At 59.3% G+C, this 21,696-nt stretch carries 19 protein-coding genes; 3 read left to right on the plus strand and 16 right to left on the minus strand.

Translation table 11 applies throughout. The features are described 5' to 3' along the window. Window positions 1-42: 42 nt before the first annotated feature. The 15 genes from nuoF to CKW11_RS19875 all read right to left on the minus strand — a co-directional run bounded on the left by nuoF (window position 43) and on the right by CKW11_RS19875 (window position 16,163). A complete protein-coding gene (gene nuoF, locus CKW11_RS19810; protein WP_027614663.1) occupies window positions 43-1,398 on the minus strand; it encodes an NADH-quinone oxidoreductase subunit NuoF in 1,356 nt (451 codons plus the stop codon). After that, entirely contained in the window at window positions 1,395-1,892 is a 498-nt protein-coding gene (gene nuoE / locus CKW11_RS19815) for an NADH-quinone oxidoreductase subunit NuoE (RefSeq protein WP_003223804.1), read from the minus strand. Before nuoE ends, nuoF begins: the two co-directional genes overlap by 4 nt. Before the next feature lie 2 nt (window positions 1,893-1,894). After that, window positions 1,895-3,679, minus strand: a complete 1,785-nt coding sequence (nuoC, locus tag CKW11_RS19820) for an NADH-quinone oxidoreductase subunit C/D (RefSeq protein WP_027614664.1) — start codon at window positions 3,677-3,679, stop codon at window positions 1,895-1,897. Window positions 3,680-3,748: 69 nt separating this feature from the next. Continuing rightward, complete coding sequence (locus tag CKW11_RS19825; RefSeq protein WP_003223809.1) at window positions 3,749-4,423, minus strand: NADH-quinone oxidoreductase subunit B family protein; 675 nt, start codon at window positions 4,421-4,423, stop codon at window positions 3,749-3,751. Window positions 4,424-4,433: 10 nt separating this feature from the next. Continuing rightward, window positions 4,434-4,847, minus strand: coding sequence for an NADH-quinone oxidoreductase subunit A (locus tag CKW11_RS19830; protein ID WP_003223812.1), 414 nt, complete (start codon window positions 4,845-4,847; stop codon window positions 4,434-4,436). A 643-nt stretch (window positions 4,848-5,490) separates the two neighbouring features. After that, window positions 5,491-6,816 (minus strand): isocitrate lyase, encoded by a 1,326-nt coding sequence (aceA, locus tag CKW11_RS19835; protein ID WP_016775277.1) that lies wholly within the window; start codon window positions 6,814-6,816, stop codon window positions 5,491-5,493. 473 nt (window positions 6,817-7,289) lie between these two features. Further along, window positions 7,290-8,051, minus strand: a complete 762-nt coding sequence (locus tag CKW11_RS19840) for a secretin N-terminal domain-containing protein (protein WP_095138928.1) — start codon at window positions 8,049-8,051, stop codon at window positions 7,290-7,292. Window positions 8,052-8,313: 262 nt separating this feature from the next. Then, window positions 8,314-8,739 (minus strand): GNAT family N-acetyltransferase, encoded by a 426-nt coding sequence (locus CKW11_RS19845; protein WP_095138930.1) that lies wholly within the window; start codon window positions 8,737-8,739, stop codon window positions 8,314-8,316. Then, window positions 8,732-9,904 (minus strand): cupin domain-containing protein, encoded by a 1,173-nt coding sequence (locus CKW11_RS19850; protein ID WP_095138932.1) that lies wholly within the window; start codon window positions 9,902-9,904, stop codon window positions 8,732-8,734. Before CKW11_RS19850 ends, CKW11_RS19845 begins: the two co-directional genes overlap by 8 nt. An 86-nt stretch (window positions 9,905-9,990) precedes the next feature. Then, a complete protein-coding gene (gene purB / locus CKW11_RS19855; protein WP_095138934.1) occupies window positions 9,991-11,361 on the minus strand; it encodes an adenylosuccinate lyase in 1,371 nt (456 codons plus the stop codon). A gap of 127 nt (window positions 11,362-11,488) precedes the next feature. Next, on the minus strand, window positions 11,489-12,112 hold the full coding sequence (gene hflD / locus CKW11_RS19860; protein ID WP_003223824.1) for a high frequency lysogenization protein HflD: 624 nt from the start codon (window positions 12,110-12,112) through the stop codon (window positions 11,489-11,491). Continuing rightward, a complete protein-coding gene (gene mnmA / locus CKW11_RS19865) occupies window positions 12,109-13,233 on the minus strand; it encodes a tRNA 2-thiouridine(34) synthase MnmA (RefSeq protein WP_027614667.1) in 1,125 nt (374 codons plus the stop codon). Before mnmA ends, hflD begins: the two co-directional genes overlap by 4 nt. A gap of 59 nt (window positions 13,234-13,292) precedes the next feature. After that, the gene (locus tag CKW11_RS19870; RefSeq protein WP_095138936.1) at window positions 13,293-13,739 is read right to left on the minus strand and encodes an NUDIX hydrolase; all 447 of its coding nucleotides are present in this window, start codon (window positions 13,737-13,739) and stop codon (window positions 13,293-13,295) included. 69 nt (window positions 13,740-13,808) lie between these two features. After that, window positions 13,809-13,904 carry a hypothetical protein gene (locus tag CKW11_RS29180; protein WP_159974168.1) on the minus strand — a complete coding sequence of 32 codons (96 nt, stop codon included), beginning with the start codon at window positions 13,902-13,904 and terminating at the stop codon, window positions 13,809-13,811. 33 nt (window positions 13,905-13,937) lie between these two features. After that, entirely contained in the window at window positions 13,938-16,163 is a 2,226-nt protein-coding gene (locus CKW11_RS19875; RefSeq protein WP_095138938.1) for an NADP-dependent isocitrate dehydrogenase, read from the minus strand. Window positions 16,164-16,644: 481 nt separating this feature from the next. Here CKW11_RS19875 and icd point away from each other — a divergent pair, with 481 nt between their 5' ends. Beyond that, window positions 16,645-17,901, plus strand: a complete 1,257-nt coding sequence (icd, locus tag CKW11_RS19885; protein WP_003223831.1) for an NADP-dependent isocitrate dehydrogenase — start codon at window positions 16,645-16,647, stop codon at window positions 17,899-17,901. Between the two features lie 61 nt (window positions 17,902-17,962). On the opposite strand, the gene CKW11_RS19890 is transcribed toward icd, so the two are convergent. Then, entirely contained in the window at window positions 17,963-18,244 is a 282-nt protein-coding gene (locus tag CKW11_RS19890; RefSeq protein ID WP_095139051.1) for a cold shock domain-containing protein, read from the minus strand. Between the two features lie 224 nt (window positions 18,245-18,468). Between CKW11_RS19890 and clpS the strand changes: the two genes are divergently transcribed. Both clpS and clpA read left to right on the plus strand, forming a co-directional pair. Next, window positions 18,469-18,852 carry an ATP-dependent Clp protease adapter ClpS gene (gene clpS / locus CKW11_RS19895; protein WP_011334948.1) on the plus strand — a complete coding sequence of 128 codons (384 nt, stop codon included), beginning with the start codon at window positions 18,469-18,471 and terminating at the stop codon, window positions 18,850-18,852. Window positions 18,853-18,882: 30 nt separating this feature from the next. Beyond that, the gene (gene clpA, locus CKW11_RS19900) at window positions 18,883-21,153 is read left to right on the plus strand and encodes an ATP-dependent Clp protease ATP-binding subunit ClpA (protein WP_007964841.1); all 2,271 of its coding nucleotides are present in this window, start codon (window positions 18,883-18,885) and stop codon (window positions 21,151-21,153) included. The last annotated feature ends 543 nt before the right edge of the window (window positions 21,154-21,696 follow it).

The raw sequence follows: 21,696 nt of genomic DNA on the forward strand, positions 1-21,696 counted from the left end.
GACGAAAGGCGAAGGGCACGGACCCTTCGCCTTTTTAAGCGTTTACGCGCCGACTACGATCGGCCTTGCCAGAGGCGGGACGGCGGCGCTTGCGGGCGCGATACCGGCTTCGAACTCTGGACGGAAGTATTTGATGGCACTGCCCAACGGCTCCACGGCACCCGGTGCGTGAGCACAGAAGGTCTTGCCTGGGCCGAGGAAACCGACCAGACCCAGCAGGGTCTCGATGTCGCCTGGCTGACCACGGCCTTCTTCAATGGCCATCAAGAGCTTGACGCTCCATGGCAAGCCATCACGGCACGGGGTGCAGAAGCCACAGGACTCGCGGGCGAAGAACTGCTCCATGTTGCGCAGCAAGGAAACCATGTTGACGCTGTCGTCCACCGCCATCGCCAGGCCGGTACCCATACGGGTGCCCACTTTGGCGATGCCGCCGGCGTACATTTGTGCGTCGAGGTGCTCAGGCAGGAGGAAACCGGTACCGGCGCCACCTGGCTGCCAGGCCTTGAGCTTGTAACCGTCGCGCATGCCGCCGGCGTAGTCTTCGAACAGCTCACGGCCGGTGACGCCGAATGGCAGTTCCCACAGGCCAGGGTTCTTGACCTTGCCGGAGAAGCCCATGAGCTTGGTGCCCATGTCTTCGCTGCCTTCGCGGGCCAACGATTTGTACCAGTCAACGCCGTCGGCAATGATCGCCGGCACGTTGCACAGGGTTTCGACGTTGTTCACGCAGGTCGGCTTGCCCCATACGCCGACGGCGGCAGGGAAGGGCGGTTTGGAGCGCGGATTGGCGCGGCGGCCTTCGAGGGAGTTGATCAGTGCGGTTTCTTCACCGCAGATGTAACGCCCGGCGCCGGTGTGGACGAACAGTTCGAAGTCGAAACCGCTGCCCAGAATGTTTTTACCCAGCAGGCCTGCAGCCTTGGCTTCTTCCACGGCACGGTTGAGGTGCTTGGCGGCGGTGGTGTACTCGCCACGCAGGAAGATGTAGCCACGGTAGGTTTTCAGTGCGCGGGCACTGATCAGCATGCCTTCGATCAGCAGATGGGGCAGTTGCTCCATCAGCATGCGGTCTTTCCAGGTGTTCGGTTCCATTTCGTCCGCGTTGCACAGCAGGTAGCGGATGTTGATGGATTCGTCCTTGGGCATCAGGCCCCACTTCACGCCAGTGGGGAAGCCTGCACCGCCGCGACCTTTGAGGCCGGCGTCTTTCACGGTCTGGACGATGTCGTCCTGAGCCATGTCGGCGAAGGCTTTGCGCGCAGCGGCGTAACCGTTCTTGGCCTGGTATTCGTCGAGCCACACGGCTTCGCCGTCGTCACGCAGACGCCAGGTCAGCGGGTGAGTCTCGGCCGAACGCTTGATGCGGTTGGCAGGACCGAAAGATGTCAGGGTCATACGTAGCCCTCGAGCAGTTTGGCCACGCCGGCAGGCTGCACGTCGCCAAAGGTGTCGTCGTCGATCATCAGCGCCGGTGCCTTGTCGCAGTTGCCGAGGCAGCAGACAGGCAGCAGGGTGAAACGACCGTCGGCGGTGGTCTGACCCAGGCCGATGCCCAGATTGTTCTGGATTTCGCTGACCACCGACTCGTGGCCGCCGATGTAGCAGACCATGCTGTCGCAGACGCGAATGATGTGGCGGCCGACCGGCTGACGGAAGATCTGGCTGTAGAACGTCGCCACACCTTCAACGTCGCTGGCCGGGATGCCGAGGATCTCGCCGATCGCGTACAGGGCGCCATCCGGCACCCAGCCGCGTTCTTTCTGAACGATCTTCAGGGCTTCGATCGACGCCGCGCGCGGGTCTTCGTAGTGATGCAGCTCGTGCTCGATGGCCGAGCGCTCGGTTTCACTCAAGGTGAAACGGTCTGTCTGGATAAGCGTGCTGTTCATGCTTAGCGGTCCACGTCGGCCATAACGAAGTCGATACTACCCAGGTACGCAATCAAGTCCGCGACCATGCTGCCTTTGATCACCGAAGGGATCTGTTGCAGGTGCGGGAAGCTCGGAGTACGGATCCGGGTACGGTAGCTCATGGTGCCGCCGTCGCTCGTCAGGTAATAACTGTTGATGCCCTTGGTCGCTTCGATCATCTGGAAGGATTCGTTGGCCGGCATGACCGGACCCCACGAAACTTGCAGGAAGTGCGTGATCAGGGTTTCGATGTGCTGCAGCGTGCGCTCTTTCGGCGGCGGCGTGGTCAGCGGGTGATCCGCCTTGTACGGGCCTTCCGGCATGTTGCGCATGCACTGGTCGATGATCTTGATGCTCTGGCGCATCTCTTCGACGCGGACCATGCAGCGATCGTAGGCATCGCCGTTGGCGGCCAGCGGTACTTCGAATTCGAAGTTCTCGTAGCCGGAGTATGGACGCGCTTTACGCAGGTCGAAGTCGCAACCGGTCGAACGCAGGCCGGCACCGGTGACGCCCCATTCCAGGGCTTCTTTGGTGTTGTACTGGGCGACGCCGATGGTCCGACCCTTGAGGATGCTGTTCTGCAGGGCCGCCTTGGTGTACTCGTCGAGGCGTTTTGGCAGCCATTCAACGAAGTCTTTCACCAGTTTGTCCCAGCCGCGCGGCAGGTCGTGGGCAACGCCACCGATGCGGTACCAGGCCGGGTGCAGACGGAAACCGGTAATGGCTTCGATCACCGTGTACGCCTTCTGGCGGTCGGTGAAGGTGAAGAACACCGGGGTCATGGCGCCGACGTCCTGGATGTAGGTACCCAGGAACAGCAGGTGGCTGGTGATCCGGAAGAACTCGGCCATCATGATGCGGATGACGTCGACCTTCTCCGGCACCTTGATGCCGGCCAGCTTCTCGACCGAGAGCACGTACGGCAGGTTGTTCATCACGCCGCCGAGGTAGTCGATACGGTCGGTGTACGGGATGAAGCTGTGCCAGGACTGACGCTCGGCCATCTTCTCGGCGCCACGGTGGTGGTAACCGATGTCCGGCACGCAGTCGACGATCTCTTCGCCATCGAGTTGCAGAATGATGCGGAACGCACCGTGGGCCGAAGGGTGGTTCGGGCCCAGGTTGAGGAACATGTAGTCCTCGTTCGCCCCGGAACGCTTCATGCCCCAGTCTTCAGGACGGAAGCGCGCGGCTTCTTCCTCAAGCTGTTGCTTGGCGAGGTTGAGGCTGAACGGATCGAATTCGGTGGCGCGCGCCGGGAAGTCCTTGCGCAGCGGGTGACCTTCCCAGGTCGGCGGCATCATGATGCGCGACAGGTGCGGGTGGCCTTTGAAGTCGATGCCGTACATGTCCCAGACTTCACGCTCGTACCAGTTGGCGTTCGGCCAGATGCTGGTGACGGTCGGCAAGCTCAGGTCGCTTTCGGACAAGGCGACTTTGATCATCACGTCACTATTACGCTCAAGCGACATGAGGTGATAGAACACGGTGAAATCGGCGCCCGATGGCAGCCCTTGACGCTTGGTGCGCAGACGCTCGTCCACGCCGTGCAGGTCATAGAGCATGACGTACGGCTTGGGCAGGTTGCGCAGGAAGGTCAGGACTTCGACGAGTCTGGCGCGCGCCACCCACAGCACCGGCATGCCGGTGCGGGTCGACTGAGCGGTGAACGCTTCGGCGCCAAAACGGTTGTTCAATTCGACGACCACATCCTGGTCGTCTGCCTTATAAGGCGGGATGTACAGAGCGCTGCCTGTAGTCATGGTTATTTTTTCGCTTTCGGTCAACGTAAAGAATGAAGCCAGCTTCTCGTTTCTTTGAAACAGACTGGATCAGACTTCGTCAGGGCTGCGCAGGTTGGTGACTGCGATTCGCTGTTCGCGGCGCTGTTCCTTCTGCGATGGCATGTCGGCGCGATAAACGCCTTGGTCGCCAACGACCCAGGAAAGCGGACGACGCTCCTGTCCAATCGATTCCTGCAACAGCATCAAGCCTTGAAGGAATGCTTCTGGACGAGGCGGGCAGCCAGGTACGTAGACGTCCACGGGCAGGAACTTGTCCACCCCTTGAACCACGGAGTAGATGTCGTACATGCCACCGGAGTTGGCGCACGAACCCATGGAGATAACCCACTTAGGCTCGAGCATCTGCTCGTAGAGACGCTGAATGATCGGCGCCATCTTGATGAAGCAGGTACCGGCGATAACCATGAAGTCGGCCTGACGCGGTGATGCCCGGATAACTTCGGCGCCAAAGCGCGCGATGTCGTGGGGCGCCGTGAAGGCGGTGGTCATTTCCACGTAGCAGCACGAAAGGCCGAAGTTGTACGGCCACAGGGAGTTTTTACGCCCCCAGTTGACCGCGCCACTCAGCACGTCTTCGAGCTTGCCCATGAAAATGTTTTTGTGGACTTGATCCTCTAACGGATCGGAAACGGTTTCCCGTTCGCCGATCGGATATTGCTCGTTAGGAGCATCGGGGTCGATTCTGGTGAGATTGTATTGCATTGCCAAAGCCTCATTGTTTCAGCTTCGCCTGCCGCTTGCGACGAGCTTCCGGAGCCCAGTCAAGGGCGCCCACTCGGAACAGGTAGACAAGACCTGCCAACAGAATTGCTATGAAAACGAGAGCTTCGACGAATCCGGTCCAGCCGCTTTCGCGGACGGACACAGACCATGCAAAGAGAAAGAGGGCTTCGATATCGAAGATCACGAACAGCATCGCGACCAGATAGAATTTGGCTGAGAGCCGCAAGCGGGCGCCACCTGTAGGTAGCATGCCGGACTCGAACGGTTCGTTTTTGCTGCGGCCCCAGGCTTTTGACCCGAGGAGGCTGGAGACGCCAAGCATGAAGGCACACAGGCCGACGACACCCAGAAGGAAAATGGCAAAGCCCCAGTTGTGGGCCATGAGTCCTGTCGCTTCGGGCATGCTGGTAATCCTTAACAGAGAGCAAAGGTCTCTGAGCTTGATAAAGAAATAGGCAGTGACGATATGTCGCAGCAATCAATCGCGCTGATTTTATGGCTAAACACCCGGCAAGTAAAATTCCTATAGCGAAATTATTTATTGGAATAAGGACATAGCGTACCTCCAATGCCCTGCAGGCCATGCGTTGCGGGCATTAGCCGGGTTTATGCAAATAATGTTTTGTAGAGAATGTAACGAACATAGTTGCGGCTAAATGATAATTGATATCGTTTGCAGGGGTTTTGTAACTGTTTAGCGGTGCAGTAAACAGAAAGTTGTCTTATATGCCTGTTACTGCAAGTAGCGGTGGCGCCCGTTTTAGCTGATTTTTCTGACCTGAGTACTGGTCAGGATCAATGTTTTGTCGCACGGCCGGCGCTAAATCTGTGGGAGCGGGCTTGCTCGCGAAGGCGTCTCGTCAGTTTGCATAGGCGGTGGCTGACACACCGCATTCGCGAGCAAGCCCGCTCCCACAGGGGTTTTGTGGTGTTTGGGGAATCGGCGGGCAAAAAAAACGCCCCGAACCAGTCGGGGCGTCAGTCTTGCGGCTCTGCGGTTAGCTTTCTATACGATCCGCAAAGGCCGTTTGCTCAGCGAAGCCGAATCAGTGGAACTGTTCTTCTTCGGTCGAACCGGTCAGTGCGGTTACCGACGACGAGCCGCCCTGAATCACGGTGGTCATGTCGTCGAAGTAGCCGGTGCCCACTTCCTGCTGGTGAGCCACGAAGGTGTAACCCTTGGCGGCGTCAGCGAATTCCTGCTCCTGCAGCTTCACGTAGGCAGTCATGTCGTTGCGGGCGTAGTCGTGCGCCAGGTTGAACATGCTGTGCCACATGTTGTGAATGCCGGCCAGGGTGATGAACTGGTGCTTGTAACCCATGGCGGACAGTTCGCGCTGGAACTTGGCGATGGTCGCGTCGTCCAGGTTTTTCTTCCAGTTGAAGGAAGGCGAGCAGTTGTACGACAGCAGTTGGTCCGGGTATTCCTTTTTGATCGCTTCAGCGAAGCGACGGGCTTCTTCCAGATCCGGCTTGGCGGTTTCGCACCAGATCAGGTCGGCGTACGGTGCGTAGGCCAGGCCACGGGCGATGGCTTGATCGAGGCCAGCGCGAACCTTGTAGAAACCTTCCTGAGTGCGCTCGCCAGTCACGAACGGCTGGTCGTACGGGTCGCAGTCGGAAGTCAGCAGGTCAGCCGCGTTGGCGTCGGTACGGGCCAGAATGATGGTCGGGGTACCGGCAACGTCAGCAGCCAGACGCGCAGCGGTCAGCTTCTGTACGGCTTCCTGAGTAGGGACCAGTACTTTACCGCCCATGTGACCGCATTTTTTCACGGAAGCCAGTTGGTCTTCGAAGTGCACGCCGGCGGCGCCTGCTTCGATCATGCTCTTCATCAGCTCGTAGGCGTTCAGAACGCCGCCGAAACCGGCTTCAGCGTCAGCCACGATCGGCGCGAAGTAGTCGATGTAGCCATCGTCGCCCGGGTTCTTGCCGGCTTTCCACTGGATCTGATCAGCACGACGGAACGAGTTGTTGATGCGCTTGACCACGGTTGGCACCGAGTCCACCGGGTACAGCGACTGGTCCGGGTACATGGATTCTGCGGAGTTGTTGTCCGCAGCCACTTGCCAGCCCGACAGGTAGATCGCCTGGATACCGGCCTTGACCTGCTGAACAGCCTGGCCGCCGGTCAGGGCGCCCATGCAGTTGACGAAATCTTTCTCTGGGCGGAAGGACGGCTTGGCACCCTGGGTCACCAGGTTCCACAGCTTCTCGGCGCCCATTTTTGCAAAGGTGTGCTCGGGTTGAACCGAGCCACGCAGACGGACGACGTCAGCAGCGGAGTAAGTGCGAGTCACGCCTTTCCAGCGCGGGTTTTCAGCCCAGTCTTTTTCAAGGGCTGCAATTTGCTGTTCGCGTGTCAGTGCCATGGAGATAAACCTCGTCGCGTCTTTATGAAAAGTTGTTCTGCGGTGGAAAATTCCTGCGCTCGCTGACCAGAAGCTTAGGTGGTCAAGTCGGATTCGGCGGGGTAGGCGACGGGATGAACGATGGGCTCGAGGGGAAGTGAGCAGGTAGTGGCGGACTGTGGGCGCATTCGGGCGTCGTGGGCCTTTATACGGTCTACAGCGTGAAGCCGGGTTACCTAATTACGCTTCCGTCCCTCGGGACAACTTCGTTCCAGTCGGCAACCTCGTCAAACACACCTTGTGGGCGGTACAGACACGAAGCGGTTCGCGGGGTAGGTGCGAACATCGCTTCGAAGGCCCTTGCCAGGGCCTCTGATTAGCGGGAGCGAGGCCATCATGCCTTCGCTTTTTTGGCCCGTCAAACGTTTTGTAGTGCTTTTTTTAAAGCACTACATCTTTCGTCTAATACGACTAATCAGTCAGTTTTCGGTGCTTTAGTCCAGAGCGTCGACTTTCACCCGCAAGGTCATGTCATCCCGGCCTTGAGTCGAGTAGCTGCGGGTCAGGCCCTGTTTGTCGGCCTGAGTCTGGCGATTCACGCCGGCGAGGGTGATCCATTCGCCCAGGCGTCCGCTGACCGTTGTGTCGGTACTTTGCACGTTCACTACATCAGGACGGTCCTGGCTCATACGGTCACGGTTGGTACTGATCGCCAGGTGAACGATGTCGCCGGTGACGCTGGCGGTAACGTAGAAGCCTTGGGTGACGTTGCGGTATTGGGTCTGGCTGTTGTAACCGCCGTAGGAGTCACTTTGAACATTGGTAATCGGCACGCTCTGACCAACCTGAATCAGCGCCGGCATGCCGTCGGTGGCCTGCACTTGCTGCACGCCGCCGTCACGGCTGGCGGTGCTGCGGCTGATGATCCGGGTCTGATTCGGCTGCGCGCCGTTGACTGAATAACCTTCATCGCCGCGACCGTTGTTTTCATTGGTGTCGACCGTGATCAGCAAGCGCTTGGGCGCAGTGTCCAGTTGCGTGATCAACGCCTTGAGTTCCTGGATCTTGTCCGGCTCGGCCTTGATGATCAGTTGGTTGCCATAGGCGCTGACCTGGCCGTCCTTGCCGATGAAGTCTTGCGCCATCGGCAGCATGTCGGCGCTGGTGCGGTAGTTGAGGGGCACGATTTCTGTGGCTGCCATCACCGAAAAACTGCAGCCGAGCAGCAGGGTGGTGAGCAGGGTGCGTAGGGACATGTCCGTTATCTCCGCTTTCGAAAGGCTTGATATTGCCAGTTTGTCGGCCCGGGGTGGGGCAAGTTGAATCGTAGACAGCAAAACGCCCCGGCATCTGAAGATGGCGGGGCGTTTTGAGGGTGCTCATATACCGCTTTTTGTGGCGAGGGAGCTTGCTCCCGCTGGGCTGCGCAGCAGACCCCAAATTTTCAGGGCCGCTTCGCGCCCCAGCGGGAGCAAGCTCCCTCGCCACAGGGTTTCACAGGTATGGGATCTCTGTTGATCAGGCCGAATGCCGAACCATATCGACATGCGGAATCCCGGCTTCGAGGAATTCCTCACTGACCAGGCTGAAGCCCAGGCGCTCATAGAACGCCGTGGCCTGTACCTGGGCGCTGAGCATCTGCTGCTGCAGGCCACGGGCTTCGGCTTCGGCGATGACCGCTTGCATCAGCGCATCGCCCACCTTCATCCCGCGCCAGTCCTTCAGTACCGACACCCGGCCAATGTGCCCGTCAGGCAGCAGGCGGGCGGTGCCGATCGGAAAGTCGCCTTCGAACGCCAGAAAATGCACGGCGGTCGCATCATCGGCGTCCCATTCCAGCTCGGGTGGCACCGATTGTTCGGCGATGAACACCGTTTCACGAATGCGCCGGATCTCGGCGATGTCCTTCTGCCAGTCTGCGACACGTACGCGAATCTTATTCATCGGCAAATCCCAGGCTGCCCTGTTTGACCAGTTCGCACAGCAGGCCGCGACCGTCTTCGTCGTTCAGCCACTCGCCGAGGTTGTCGACGTGCAGCGCATCGGCGGCGCAGATCAGCTTCAGCAGCTCGCGCAGCTTGCCCGGCAGGTAACGGCTCTGGCCGCTGGCGAACAGCAGCAGATCGTCATCTACTTCCGACCAGGCCAGGCGCGCGCTCGGGTTGCGGATCAGCACTGCGCCGTCCTGCAGGGCATTGAGGAAGTCATCTTCTTCAACGTCTTCCGGGCCGACCACCAGTTCCGGGTAGCGCGGCTCGGTCATGTACTGGCCGAACCAGGTCAGCAGCAGGCGCTCGTCGCTCATGTGCTCGGCGAGCAGGCTTTTCAGGCGGCCGAGTGCGTCGTGCTGGATCTGATGTGGATCATCGCTGACCGGTTTCGCATCGGCGTCGGTGTAGCGTTCTTCGTCAGTCAGGAACTGGCTGAGGAAGTCGGTGAAGTGGGTCAGCACTTCCGAGGCGCTCGGGGCGCGGAAGCCGACCGAGTAGGTCATGCAGTTGTCCACGGCGACACCGCAGTGGGCCAGGCGCGGCGGCAGGTAGAGCATGTCGCCCGGTTCCAGCACCCATTCTTCGGTCTCGTGGAATTCGGCGAGGATGCGCAGATCCGCGTGTTGCAGCAGCGGGCTCTCGGAGTCGCACATCTGGCCGATTTTCCAGTTGCGCTGGCCATGGCCTTGCAGCAGGAACACGTCGTAGTTGTCGAAGTGCGGGCCGACGCTGCCGCCCGGGGCGGCGAAGCTGATCATCACGTCATCGACGCGCCAGCTCGGCAGGAAGCGGAAGTTTTCCAGCAGCTCGCTGACTTCCGGAACGAATTGATCAACGGCCTGAACGAGCAGGGTCCACTCTTTTTCCGGCAGTTTGCTGAATTCGTCTTCGGCGAACGGGCCGCGACGCAGCTCCCACGGGCGCTCGCCGTGTTCGATCACCAGGCGCGACTCGACCTCTTCTTCCAGGGCCAGGCCAGCGAGTTCGTCGGCGTCGATCGGGCTTTCGAAGTCAGGGATGGCCTGTCGGATCAGCAGCGGCTTTTTCTGCCAGTAATCGCGCATGAATTCGCGCGCCGTGAGACCGCCCAGGAGTTGAAGAGGAGTATCAGGATTCATGTGTAACCTATTGAAAAAAAGCATTTTTCAGACGGGAATAAAAACGCCCGGCGCGGCCGGGCGTCTCAAACGGGTCAAGCGGTGAATCAGATGCGTCGGGCTTGCGCTACAGCGTTGCCGATGTAGTTGGCCGGGGTCAGCTGTTTCAGTTCGGCTTTCGCTTCGGCTGGCATGTCCAGGCCGTCGATGAAAGTCTGCAGCGCTTGCGGGCTGATGCCCTTGCCGCGGGTCAGTTCTTTCAACTTTTCGTACGGGTTTTCGATGTTGTAGCGGCGCATTACGGTCTGGATCGGCTCGGCCAGCACTTCCCAGCAAGCATCCAGATCGGCAGCAATCTTGTCGGCGTTGAGTTCGAGTTTGCTGATGCCCTTGAGGCTGGCTTCGTAGGCGATCACGCTGTGAGCGAAGCCCACGCCGAGGTTGCGCAGTACGGTGGAGTCGGTCAGGTCGCGCTGCCAGCGGGAGATCGGCAGTTTGCTCGCCAGGTGCTGGAACAGCGCGTTGGCGATGCCCAGGTTGCCTTCGGAGTTTTCGAAGTCGATCGGGTTGACCTTGTGCGGCATGGTCGACGAACCGATTTCGCCAGCGATGGTGCGCTGCTTGAAATAACCCAGGGAAATGTAGCCCCAGATGTCACGGTCGAAGTCGATCAGGATGGTGTTGAAGCGCGCAATCGCGTCGAACAGCTCGGCGATGTAGTCGTGCGGTTCGATCTGCGTGGTGTACGGGTTGAAACCCAGACCCAGCTCGTCTTCGATGAAGGCGCGGGCGTTGGCTTCCCAGTCGATCTGCGGGTAGGCCGACAGGTGCGCGTTGTAGTTGCCCACGGCGCCGTTGATCTTGCCCAGCAGCGGCACGGCAGCGACTTGAGCGATCTGACGCTCGAGACGGTAAACCACGTTCGCCAGCTCTTTACCCAAGGTAGTCGGGGAGGCCGGTTGGCCGTGGGTGCGCGACAGCATCGGCACGTCGGCGAAACGGATCGCCAGTTCACGGATCGCGTTGGCGGTCTGGCGCATCAGCGGCAGCATCACGTCGTCACGGCCTTCGCGCAGCATCAGGGCGTGGGACAGGTTGTTGATGTCTTCGCTGGTGCAGGCAAAGTGGATGAACTCGCTGACCTTGGCCAGCTCCGGCAGCTTGGCCGCCTGCTCCTTGAGCAGGTATTCGATCGCCTTGACGTCGTGGTTGGTGGTGCGCTCGATCTCTTTGACGCGCTCGGCGTGCTCCAGCGAGAAGTTTTCAGCCAGTTCATTGAGAACGGCGTTGGCCTCGGCGGAGAAGGCTGGCACTTCCGGGATACCGGCGTGGGCGGCCAGGCGCTGGAGCCAGCGCACTTCAACCAGGACGCGGGCACGGATCAGGCCGTACTCGCTGAAAATCGGGCGCAGGGCCTGGGTTTTGCCGGCGTAGCGGCCGTCAACAGGGGAAACCGCAGTGAGCGAAGAGAGCTGCATGGGGTGTTCTCGGACAGTCGGGCAACGAAATGGGGCGCGTATCATACATGAAAAAATCCGCCGGTCCGTTGCCAACTGACCGGCGTATTACGCGCTACAGACTACAAAACTTTTATTGCGCGACGATTTACTCGCTGCGCATCAACGGATACAGCTCTTTGAGCAGCTTGCGCCGGCTGATCACCAACTGCCAGCGGTGGCCGCCGAGCTGTCGCCACAGGCGTGCCGAACGGATGCCGGCCAGCAGCAGGGCGCGGATCTTCGAAGCGTTGCTCGGTTGCTGCAGGTTGCGCATGTCGCCATGCACCTGAATCCGCTGGCGCAGGGTGCTCAGAGTGTCCTGATACAGCGCACCGCAGGCGGCGATCACGTTTTCGTGGGCCGGGCCGAAGTGTTCGACCTGTGACTGGATCTGCGGCAGGCGCTTGCCAATGGTGTCGAGCATGTCGTCACGTTTGGCCAGCTGGCGTTCCAGACCGAGCATCGACAGGGCGTAGCGCAGCGGCTCGCGCTGCAGGGTGCTCGGGTCGCGCTCGAGGGCGCCGATCAATGCCCGATAACCCTCGCGCAGATTGAGGTCGTCGCCGCCGTACACATCCAGTGTGTCCTTCGGGTCGCGTACCAGCAGGCTGCCGAGCATGCAGCTCAGGCCGGCCTCGCTGGTCTGGCCGGTCTTGGCGATGCGGTCGACCAGCACGGCGGCGAGAAACACCCCGCCCAGCGCCGTCAGTTGCTCCTGAGTCGGGCTCATGCCTGGCCGCTCCACGGCTCGGCGACTTCGATCACGCCGCCACCGAGGCAGATTTCACCGTCGTAGAACACCACGGACTGGCCCGGAGTCACCGCGCGTTGCGGTTCGTCGAACACGGCGCGGTAGCCGTTTTCGGTTTTTTCCAGGGTGCAAGCCTGATCGCTCTGGCGATAACGCACTTTGGCGGTGAGGCGCAGTGGCTGGCTCAGGTCGATCGGGTTGACCCAATAGATTTCCGAAGCGAGCAGGGCGCTGGAGAACAGCCACGGATGGTTGTTGCCCTGGCCGACGATCAGCTCATTAGTGTCCAGATCCTTGCGCAACACGTACCACGGCTCGTCGCCGGCATCTTTCAGGCCGCCAATGCCCAGGCCCTGACGCTGACCGATGGTGTGGTACATCAAGCCGTGGTGACGGCCGATGACTTCGCCTTCGGTGGTCTTGATCTCGCCCGGTTGCGCCGGTAGGTATTGCTTGAGGAAGTCGCTGAAACGTCGCTCGCCGATGAAGCAGATCCCGGTGGAATCCTTCTTCTTGGCGGTCGCCAGCTCGTATTTCTCGGCAATGGCGCGAACTTCCGGCTTTTCCAGTTCACCGACCGGGAACAGGGTCTTGGCGATCTGTTCGCCGCCAACGGCGTGCAGGAAGTAGCTCTGATCCTTGTTTGGATCGAGGCCCTTGAGCAGTTCGGTGCGGCCATCGATGTCGCGACGGCGCACGTAGTGGCCGGTGGCGATCAGGTCGGCGCCAAGCATCATGGCGTAGTCGAGGAACGCCTTGAACTTGATCTCGCGGTTACACAGGATGTCCGGGTTCGGCGTGCGACCGGCCTTGTATTCGGCGAGGAAGTGCTCGAACACGTTGTCCCAGTACTCGGCGGCGAAGTTGGCAGTGTGCAGCTTGATGCCGATCTTGTCGCACACGGCCTGGGCATCCGCCAGGTCGTCCATGGCGGTGCAGTATTCCGTTCCGTCGTCTTCTTCCCAGTTCTTCATGAACAGGCCTTCCACCTCATAGCCCTGCTCGATCAGCAGGAGAGCGGAAACGGAAGAGTCCACGCCGCCGGACATGCCGACAATGACGCGCTTCTTGGATGTGTCAGAAGGGGCTGGATCACGCATAGGGATTCAATGAGTGTCTTGAAAAAGGACGCGATTCTAGCAGGCTCACGGCCTCAAGGCTAAAGAGAAGGGCGGATCAGTTCGAGACTGAAGTGATGGCCGGCCAGATAGTCGTCGATGCAGCGGATGATCAGCTCACTGCGCCAGTTGTCACGCTGAGCGATTAATTCGCTACGGGTCAACCACTTGGCGCCGACGATGCCGTCGTCAAGTTGATAGTCCGGGTGGTGTTTCACCGCTTTGGCGCTGAAGCACACGCGTTGATAAGTCACGCCGTTGCTCGGCGCGGTGTACAGGTAAATGCCGATCACGCCGGTGAGTTCGACGTCCCAGCCGGTTTCCTCAAGGGTTTCGCGGATGGCGGCGTCGATCAGGGTCTCGTTCGGGTCGAGATGGCCGGCGGGCTGATTGAGCACATTACGCCCAGCCTTGTGCTCTTCGACCATCAGGAAGCGACCGTTGTCTTCGACGATGGTGGCGACGGTGATGTGGGGGAGCCATTCCATAGGGTGTCCTCAAATATTGAATTGAAGCCCAATCCCTGTAGGAGTGAGCCTGCTCGCGATAGCGCAATGTCAGCCACCATAATCGTTGAATGGTATACCGCTATCGCGAGCAGGCTCACTCCTACAAGGGGCTTGTGTTGTGTTCGGAAACACAAACCCCGGCACACGGCCGGGGTTTGTGATGTTCCCTTTACAACCTTAAACCAGCGCAGCAATCGCCGCGTTGAAGGTTGCGCTTGGGCGCATGGCCTTGCTGATCAGCTCGGCGTCGGCGTGGTAGTAACCGCCGATGTCGACTGGCTTGCCCTGCACCGCGTTGAGCTCGGCAACGATGGTCGCCTCGTTCTCGGTCAGGGTTTTGGCCAGGGTCGCGAACTGCGCTTGCAGTGCCGCGTCTTCGGTCTGGGCGGCCAGGGCCTGAGCCCAGTACAGCGCCAGGTAGAAATGGCTGCCGCGGTTGTCGATGTTGCCGACCTTGCGCGATGGCGACTTGTTGTTGTCGAGGAACTGGCCGGTGGCCTGATCCAGGGTTTTCGACAGAACCAGCGCTTTCGGGTTGTTGTAGTTCACACCCAGATGCTCGAGGGAGGCTGCCAGAGCCAGGAATTCGCCCAGCGAATCCCAGCGCAGGAAGTTCTCTTCGACCAGTTGCTGCACGTGTTTAGGAGCCGAACCGCCGGCGCCGGTTTCGAACAGGCCACCACCGTTCATCAGCGGCACGATCGACAGCATCTTGGCGCTGGTGCCCAGTTCCATGATCGGGAACAGGTCGGTCAGGTAGTCACGCAGTACGTTGCCGGTCACCGAAATGGTGTCCTTGCCTTCGCGGGTGCGCTGCAGGGTGTACTTCATGGCATCGACCGGCGCCATGATCTGGATGTCCAGACCGCTGGTGTCGTGATCCTTCAGGTAAGCCTGAACCTTTTCGATCACCACGCCGTCGTGGGCGCGCATCGGGTCCAGCCAGAAGATCGCCGGGGTGCTGCTGGCGCGAGCACGGTTGACGGCCAGTTTGACCCAGTCCTGGATCGGCGCGTCTTTGGTCTGGCACATGCGGAAGATGTCGCCGGCTTCGACAGCCTGTTCCATCAGCAGGTTGCCCTTGCTGTCGGTAACGCGAACCACGCCGTCAGCCTTGATCTGGAAAGTCTTGTCGTGCGAACCGTACTCTTCAGCTTTCTTCGCCATCAGGCCAACGTTTGGCACGCTGCCCATAGTGGTTGGATCGAACGCGCCGTTGGCTTTGCAATCTTCGATCACAGCCTGGTAGATGGTTGCGTAGCAACGATCCGGGATCACCGCCTTGGTGTCGTGCAGCTGACCGTCGGTGCCCCACATCTTGCCGGAGTCGCGGATCATCGCTGGCATCGAGGCGTCGACGATGACGTCGCTCGGCACGTGCAGGTTGGTGATGCCTTTGTCGGAGTTGACCATCGCCAGCGATGGGCGAGCAGCGTAGACCGCCGCGATGTCAGCTTCGATCTGTGCTTGCTGCTCGGCCGGCAGGGCCTTGATGCGCGCGTACAGATCGCCGATGCCGTTGTTCAGGTTGAAGCCGATCTGGGCCAGCACGTCAGCGTGCTTGGTCAAGGCGTCTTTATAGAACTCGGCAACGATCTGGCCGAACATGATCGGGTCAGAGACCTTCATCATGGTCGCTTTCAGGTGAACCGAGAGCAGCACGCCTTGCGCTTTGGCGCTTTCGATTTCAGCGGCGATAAACGCGCGCAGGGCGTTTTTGCTCATCACGGCGCAGTCGAGGATTTCGCCGGCCTGAACGCTGGTTTTTTCTTTCAGGACGATAGCAGTGCCGTCTTTGGCGATCAGCTCGATTTTCACAGCGTCAGCGGCGTCGATCAGGGCAGCTTTTTCGCTGCCGTAGAAATCGCCGGTGCTCATGTGAGCGACGTGGGACTTGGAGTCTTTGGCCCACGCGCCCATTTTGTGCGGGTGCTTGCGAGCGTAGTTTTTTACCGACAGAGGAGCGCGGCGGTCGGAGTTGCCTTCACGCAGAACCGGGTTCACGGCGCTGCCCTTGACCTTGTCGTAACGCGCCTTGGCTTCTTTTTCGGCGTCGTTGGTCACGGTTTCCGGATAGTCCGGCAGGTTGTAACCCTGGGCTTGCAGCTCTTTGATTGCCGCTTGCAGCTGAGGTACCGAAGCACTGATGTTCGGCAGCTTGATGATGTTGGCTTCAGGCGTAACGGCCAGGTCGCCCAGTTCGGCGAGGTGGTCGGCTACGGCTTTGTCGCCCAGTTGCTCGGGGAAGCTGGCCAGGATGCGCGCTGCAAGAGAGATATCGCGGGTTTCCACGGCGATATCGGCCGAGGCGGTGTAAGCCTCGATGATCGGCAGCAGGGAGTAGGTGGCGAGGGCTGGAGCTTCGTCGGTGAAGGTATAGATGATCTTCGAGCGGGTGGGCATATTCGGATTAACTCTCTCTTCTTTGCTAAAGCGTGCGCAGAAACTCGAGGGGCGCCGGGTAAGCGCGTTCGTTCAAAGTCATCCATGAACCGAATGTCGAGAATCTTCGCGGTGATGTTGGGTGCATCAGTAGAGCGTCAAGCAGTCAGGCTGCGGTAACAACCCGACCAATCAGGCGGAAAGTCTCGTTCTAGAGAGGCCAGCCGTCGTGACCCTGTGGTCAGCGGGCGGCATTATACATAGGTAGCTGGCAATCTGCCGATGGTTCATATGCAACCAGTCTCGTACATTGGTCTAAAGGTCGCAGGGGCGGGTGGGGCGTAGAGTCGCTGCGAATGCTTGAGTTTGGCGCTTTTCCCTTTGCTTTCAGGCTTGTACGAAACCAGATGTGCCCGCGCCGTGAACAGAGGGTTTGCGTGTTGATTTAACTGGGTTACGCTCGAACCAAGCCAGATGTTCAATCCAAACAATGGAGTTCAGCATGGGTTACAAGAAGATTCAGGTTCCAGCCGTCGGCGACAAAATCACCGTCAATGCAGACCATTCTCTCAATGTTCCTGATAACCCGATCATCCCCTTCATTGAAGGTGACGGCATTGGCGTCGACGTCAGCCCGGTGATGATCAAAGTGGTTGATGCTGCCGTGGCCAAGGCCTACGGGGGCAAGCGCAAGATTTCCTGGATGGAGGTTTACGCTGGCGAAAAAGCGACTCAGGTCTATGACCAGGACACCTGGCTGCCCCAGGAAACCCTGGACGCCGTCAAGGATTACGTGGTCTCCATCAAGGGCCCGCTGACCACCCCGGTCGGTGGTGGCATCCGCTCCCTCAACGTTGCCCTGCGCCAGCAACTCGATCTTTATGTATGCCTGCGCCCGGTGGTGTGGTTCGAAGGTGTGCCGAGCCCGGTGAAAAAGCCTGGCGACGTCGACATGGTGATCTTCCGCGAGAACTCCGAAGACATTTATGCCGGTATCGAATGGAAGGCCGGCTCCCCTGAGGCCACCAAGGTCATCAAGTTTCTGAAAGAAGAAATGGGCGTCACCAAGATCCGTTTCGACCAGGATTGCGGTATCGGCATCAAGCCTGTTTCCAAGGAAGGCACCAAACGTCTGGTGCGCAAGGCCCTGCAATACGTGGTGGACAACGACCGCAAGTCGCTGACCATCGTGCACAAGGGCAACATCATGAAATTCACCGAAGGTGCCTTCAAGGACTGGGGTTACGAGGTGGCGAAGGAAGAATTCGGCGCCGAGCTGCTCGATGGCGGCCCATGGATGAAGTTCAAGAACCCGAAAACCGGCCGTGAAGTCATCGTCAAGGACGCCATTGCCGACGCCATGCTCCAGCAGATCCTGCTGCGTCCGGCCGAGTACGACGTGATCGCCACGCTGAACCTCAACGGTGACTACCTCTCCGACGCCCTGGCGGCTGAAGTGGGCGGTATCGGTATCGCGCCGGGCGCCAACCTGTCCGACACCGTGGCCATGTTCGAGGCGACACACGGTACCGCGCCGAAGTACGCCGGCAAGGACCAGGTCAACCCGGGCTCGGTGATTCTGTCGGCCGAGATGATGTTGCGTCATCTGGGCTGGACCGAAGCGGCTGACCTGATCATCAAGGGCACCAACGGCGCCATCAAGGCCAAGACCGTGACCTATGACTTCGAACGTCTGATGGAAGGTGCCACGCTGGTGTCTTCTTCGGGCTTCGGTGAGGCGATCATCAAGCACATGTAAGTCGTGCAGGTACAAAAAAACCGCCTTCGGGCGGTTTTTTCATGACTGGGTGACGGTTGAGTCAGCCTGATACCTTTTCTTGTTGGGAGGCATGCTTGGCCGATTCGTTTGTCTCCTTCTCCGCCTGGATTTTTACCGCGTGCAGGCCTTTGGGGCCCTGAACGATGTCGAAGTTGACGATTTGTCCGGCCTTGAGGGTTTTATACCCGTCCATGTCAATGGCGGAGTAGTGTGCAAAGAAATCGATCTCTTTGCCGTCCTCGTCACGTCCTTCCCGGGCATCGGTGTTGATGAAGCCGAACCCCTTGGCATTGTTGAACCACTTGACCTTGCCGACAGCCATGCTCAAATCCCTCTGCAACAGACTCCATCGCTGGAGTATCATCCAGGACATCCGCAATCTGATTCGTTAAAAGAATTGACTCCGCGGATCTTTTTTACCCACTGTGGGCTCTATTGGTTGTAACACCGTTTTCCCGATAGTCAAGGTGACCGGGCAGTCGGAGTTGAAAAGGTGTACAGCCGCCCCCACCACTGTATTTGCACAACTGACGAACCTTTCTTTCCATGCATGCAATCAGCCAGATTCGACTAACATTCAATCAGGATCGCCCGCTTCTCCAAAAGGATCTTCCACAGGAGCACGACGACGATTCGGCAGGCGTTGCTGTTCAGGAAGCAAAGCCTGCGTTACAGGCGCCGCCGATGTACAAGGTGGTTTTGTTCAACGATGACTACACACCGATGGATTTCGTCGTCGAAGTGCTCGAGGTGTTTTTTAACCTGAATCGCGAGCTGGCGACCAAGGTCATGCTGGCCGTTCACACAGAAGGACGGGCAGTATGTGGAGTGTTTACCCGCGACATCGCCGAGACAAAGGCCATGCAGGTCAACCAGTACGCCAGGGAAAGCCAGCATCCGCTACTCTGTGAAATCGAGAAGGACGGTTAATCGCCGACCACTTGGGTATGAGGTGAAGCTATGTTAAACCGCGAGCTCGAAGTCACCCTCAATCTTGCCTTCAAGGAGGCTCGTTCGAAGCGTCATGAATTCATGACCGTCGAACACCTGCTGCTGGCCCTATTGGACAATGAGGCTGCCGCCACCGTATTGCGTGCCTGCGGCGCAAACCTCGACAAACTCAAGCACGACCTGCAGGAGTTCATCGACTCCACCACGCCACTGATCCCCGTCCATGACGAAGATCGCGAGACCCAGCCAACCCTGGGCTTCCAGCGTGTACTGCAACGTGCTGTCTTTCATGTGCAGAGCTCGGGCAAACGCGAAGTAACCGGCGCCAACGTGCTGGTTGCAATCTTCAGTGAGCAAGAGAGTCAGGCCGTATTCCTGCTGAAACAGCAGAGCGTTGCGCGCATTGATGTCGTCAATTACATCGCCCACGGCATTTCCAAAGTGCCAGGGCACGGCGATCACTCTGAAGGTGAACAAGATATGCAGGACGACGAGGGCGGTGAGTCTTCTTCTTCAGGCAATCCGCTGGATGCTTATGCCAGCAACCTCAACGAACTCGCGCGCCAGGGTCGCATTGATCCGCTGGTCGGCCGCGAATCGGAAGTCGAGCGTGTCGCGCAGATTCTTGCGCGCCGGCGCAAGAACAATCCGTTGCTGGTCGGCGAGGCAGGCGTGGGTAAAACCGCGATTGCCGAAGGCCTGGCCAAGCGCATTGTCGACAACCAGGTGCCGGATCTGCTGGCCAACAGCGTCGTCTATTCGCTCGACCTCGGTGCACTGCTCGCAGGCACCAAGTATCGCGGTGATTTCGAGAAGCGCTTCAAGGCGCTGCTCAATGAACTGAAAAAACGTCCGCAGGCGATCCTGTTCATCGACGAGATCCACACCATCATCGGTGCGGGCGCTGCGTCCGGTGGCGTAATGGATGCCTCGAACCTGCTCAAGCCGCTGCTGTCGTCTGGCGACATTCGCTGCATTGGCTCGACCACGTTCCAGGAATTTCGCGGCATCTTCGAGAAGGATCGTGCGCTGGCGCGACGCTTCCAGAAGGTCGATGTCGTGGAACCGTCGGTGGAAGACACCATCGGTATCCTGCGCGGCCTGAAAGGGCGTTTCGAGCAGCACCACAACATCGAATACAGCGATGAGTCGTTGCGCGCCGCTGCTGAACTGGCATCGCGCTACATCAATGACCGGCATATGCCGGACAAGGCCATCGACGTGATTGACGAGGCGGGTGCCTACCAGCGCCTGCAACCGGTCGAGATGCGCGTCAAGCGCATCGAAGTGCCGCAGGTTGAAGACATTGTGGCGAAAATCGCGCGGATTCCGCCGAAACACGTCACCAGCTCCGACAAGGAACTGCTGCGTAACCTGGAGCGTGACCTGAAGCTGACGGTGTTTGGTCAGGATGCGGCGATCGATTCGCTGTCGACCGCGATCAAACTGTCCCGTGCCGGGCTCAAGTCGCCTGACAAGCCAGTCGGTTCGTTCCTGTTCGCAGGTCCCACCGGTGTCGGTAAAACCGAGGCTGCGCGGCAACTGGCCAAGGCGTTGGGTATCGAACTGGTGCGTTTTGACATGTCCGAGTACATGGAGCGCCACACCGTATCGCGTCTGATCGGTGCGCCTCCGGGCTATGTCGGCTTTGATCAGGGCGGTCTGTTGACCGAAGCGATCACCAAGCAGCCGCACTGCGTATTGCTGCTCGATGAAATCGAGAAAGCGCATCCGGAAGTCTTCAACCTGCTGCTGCAGGTGATGGACCACGGCACGCTCACCGACAACAACGGGCGCAAGGCGGATTTCCGCAACGTGATCGTGATCATGACTACCAACGCCGGTGCCGAAACCGCGGCGCGTGCTTCGATCGGCTTCACTCATCAGGACCACTCGTCTGATGCGATGGAAGTGATCAAGAAGAGCTTCACGCCGGAGTTCCGTAACCGTCTGGACACCATTATCCAGTTTGGTCGCCTCAGTCATGAGGTCATCAAAAGTGTGGTGGACAAGTTCCTTACCGAGCTACAGGCGCAGCTGGAAGACAAGCGTGTGTTGCTGGAAGTTACCGATGCGGCGCGCAGTTGGCTGGCGGCCGGTGGTTATGACTCGGCGATGGGCGCACGTCCGATGGCGCGTTTGATCCAGGACAAGATCAAGCGTCCGCTGGCGGAGGAGATTCTGTTTGGCGAGCTGGCCGAGCATGGCGGTGTGGTGCACATCGACATCAAGGATGGTGAGTTGACGTTTGACTTCGAAACCACGGCTGAGATGGCCTGACAGCTGTAAAACAAGAGGGCGCCTTCGGGCGCCTTTTTTGTTTTGTGTCTGGATTTGGTGTTTGGGTGTATATCCGTTGCTGCGGTAACGGCCGCTTAGGGTTCCGCCCTGACGGCGGGTCACTTTTGGCAAACGCCCCAAAAGTAACCAAAAGGTCTATGCCCTGACGTTCGGCCCTCGCTTAGGCTCGGGTTCCTTCGCTCCGGGATTCATCCGGGGGGCAGCGCCTACGGTTTGCTTCGCTGCACCTCCTCTCGCTGTGTTTGGCTGCGCCAAACGGTCGCTGCGCTCCCACCCCCGGATAAATCCCTCCACTCAGCCTGCCGACGGGCCCTCAGATCAAAAGCGGTACTCGAGCTAACGCTCATTGTGGTGAGTGGGGCGGCTTCGCCGCATGGGGTGCACGCTCTCTGAACTGTAGGAGCCAGCCTGACAGCCGACCAATTTCCAACTGAACACGCTCATTCCAACTGTAGGAGCTGGCTTGCCAGCGATGGCGGCCTGACAGCCGACCAAACTCCAACTGAACACACCCATTCCAAC

Origin of the sequence: Pseudomonas sp. Irchel s3a10 (assembly GCF_900187525.1) — a bacterium.
Lineage (GTDB): Bacteria > Pseudomonadota > Gammaproteobacteria > Pseudomonadales > Pseudomonadaceae > Aquipseudomonas > Aquipseudomonas koreensis_G.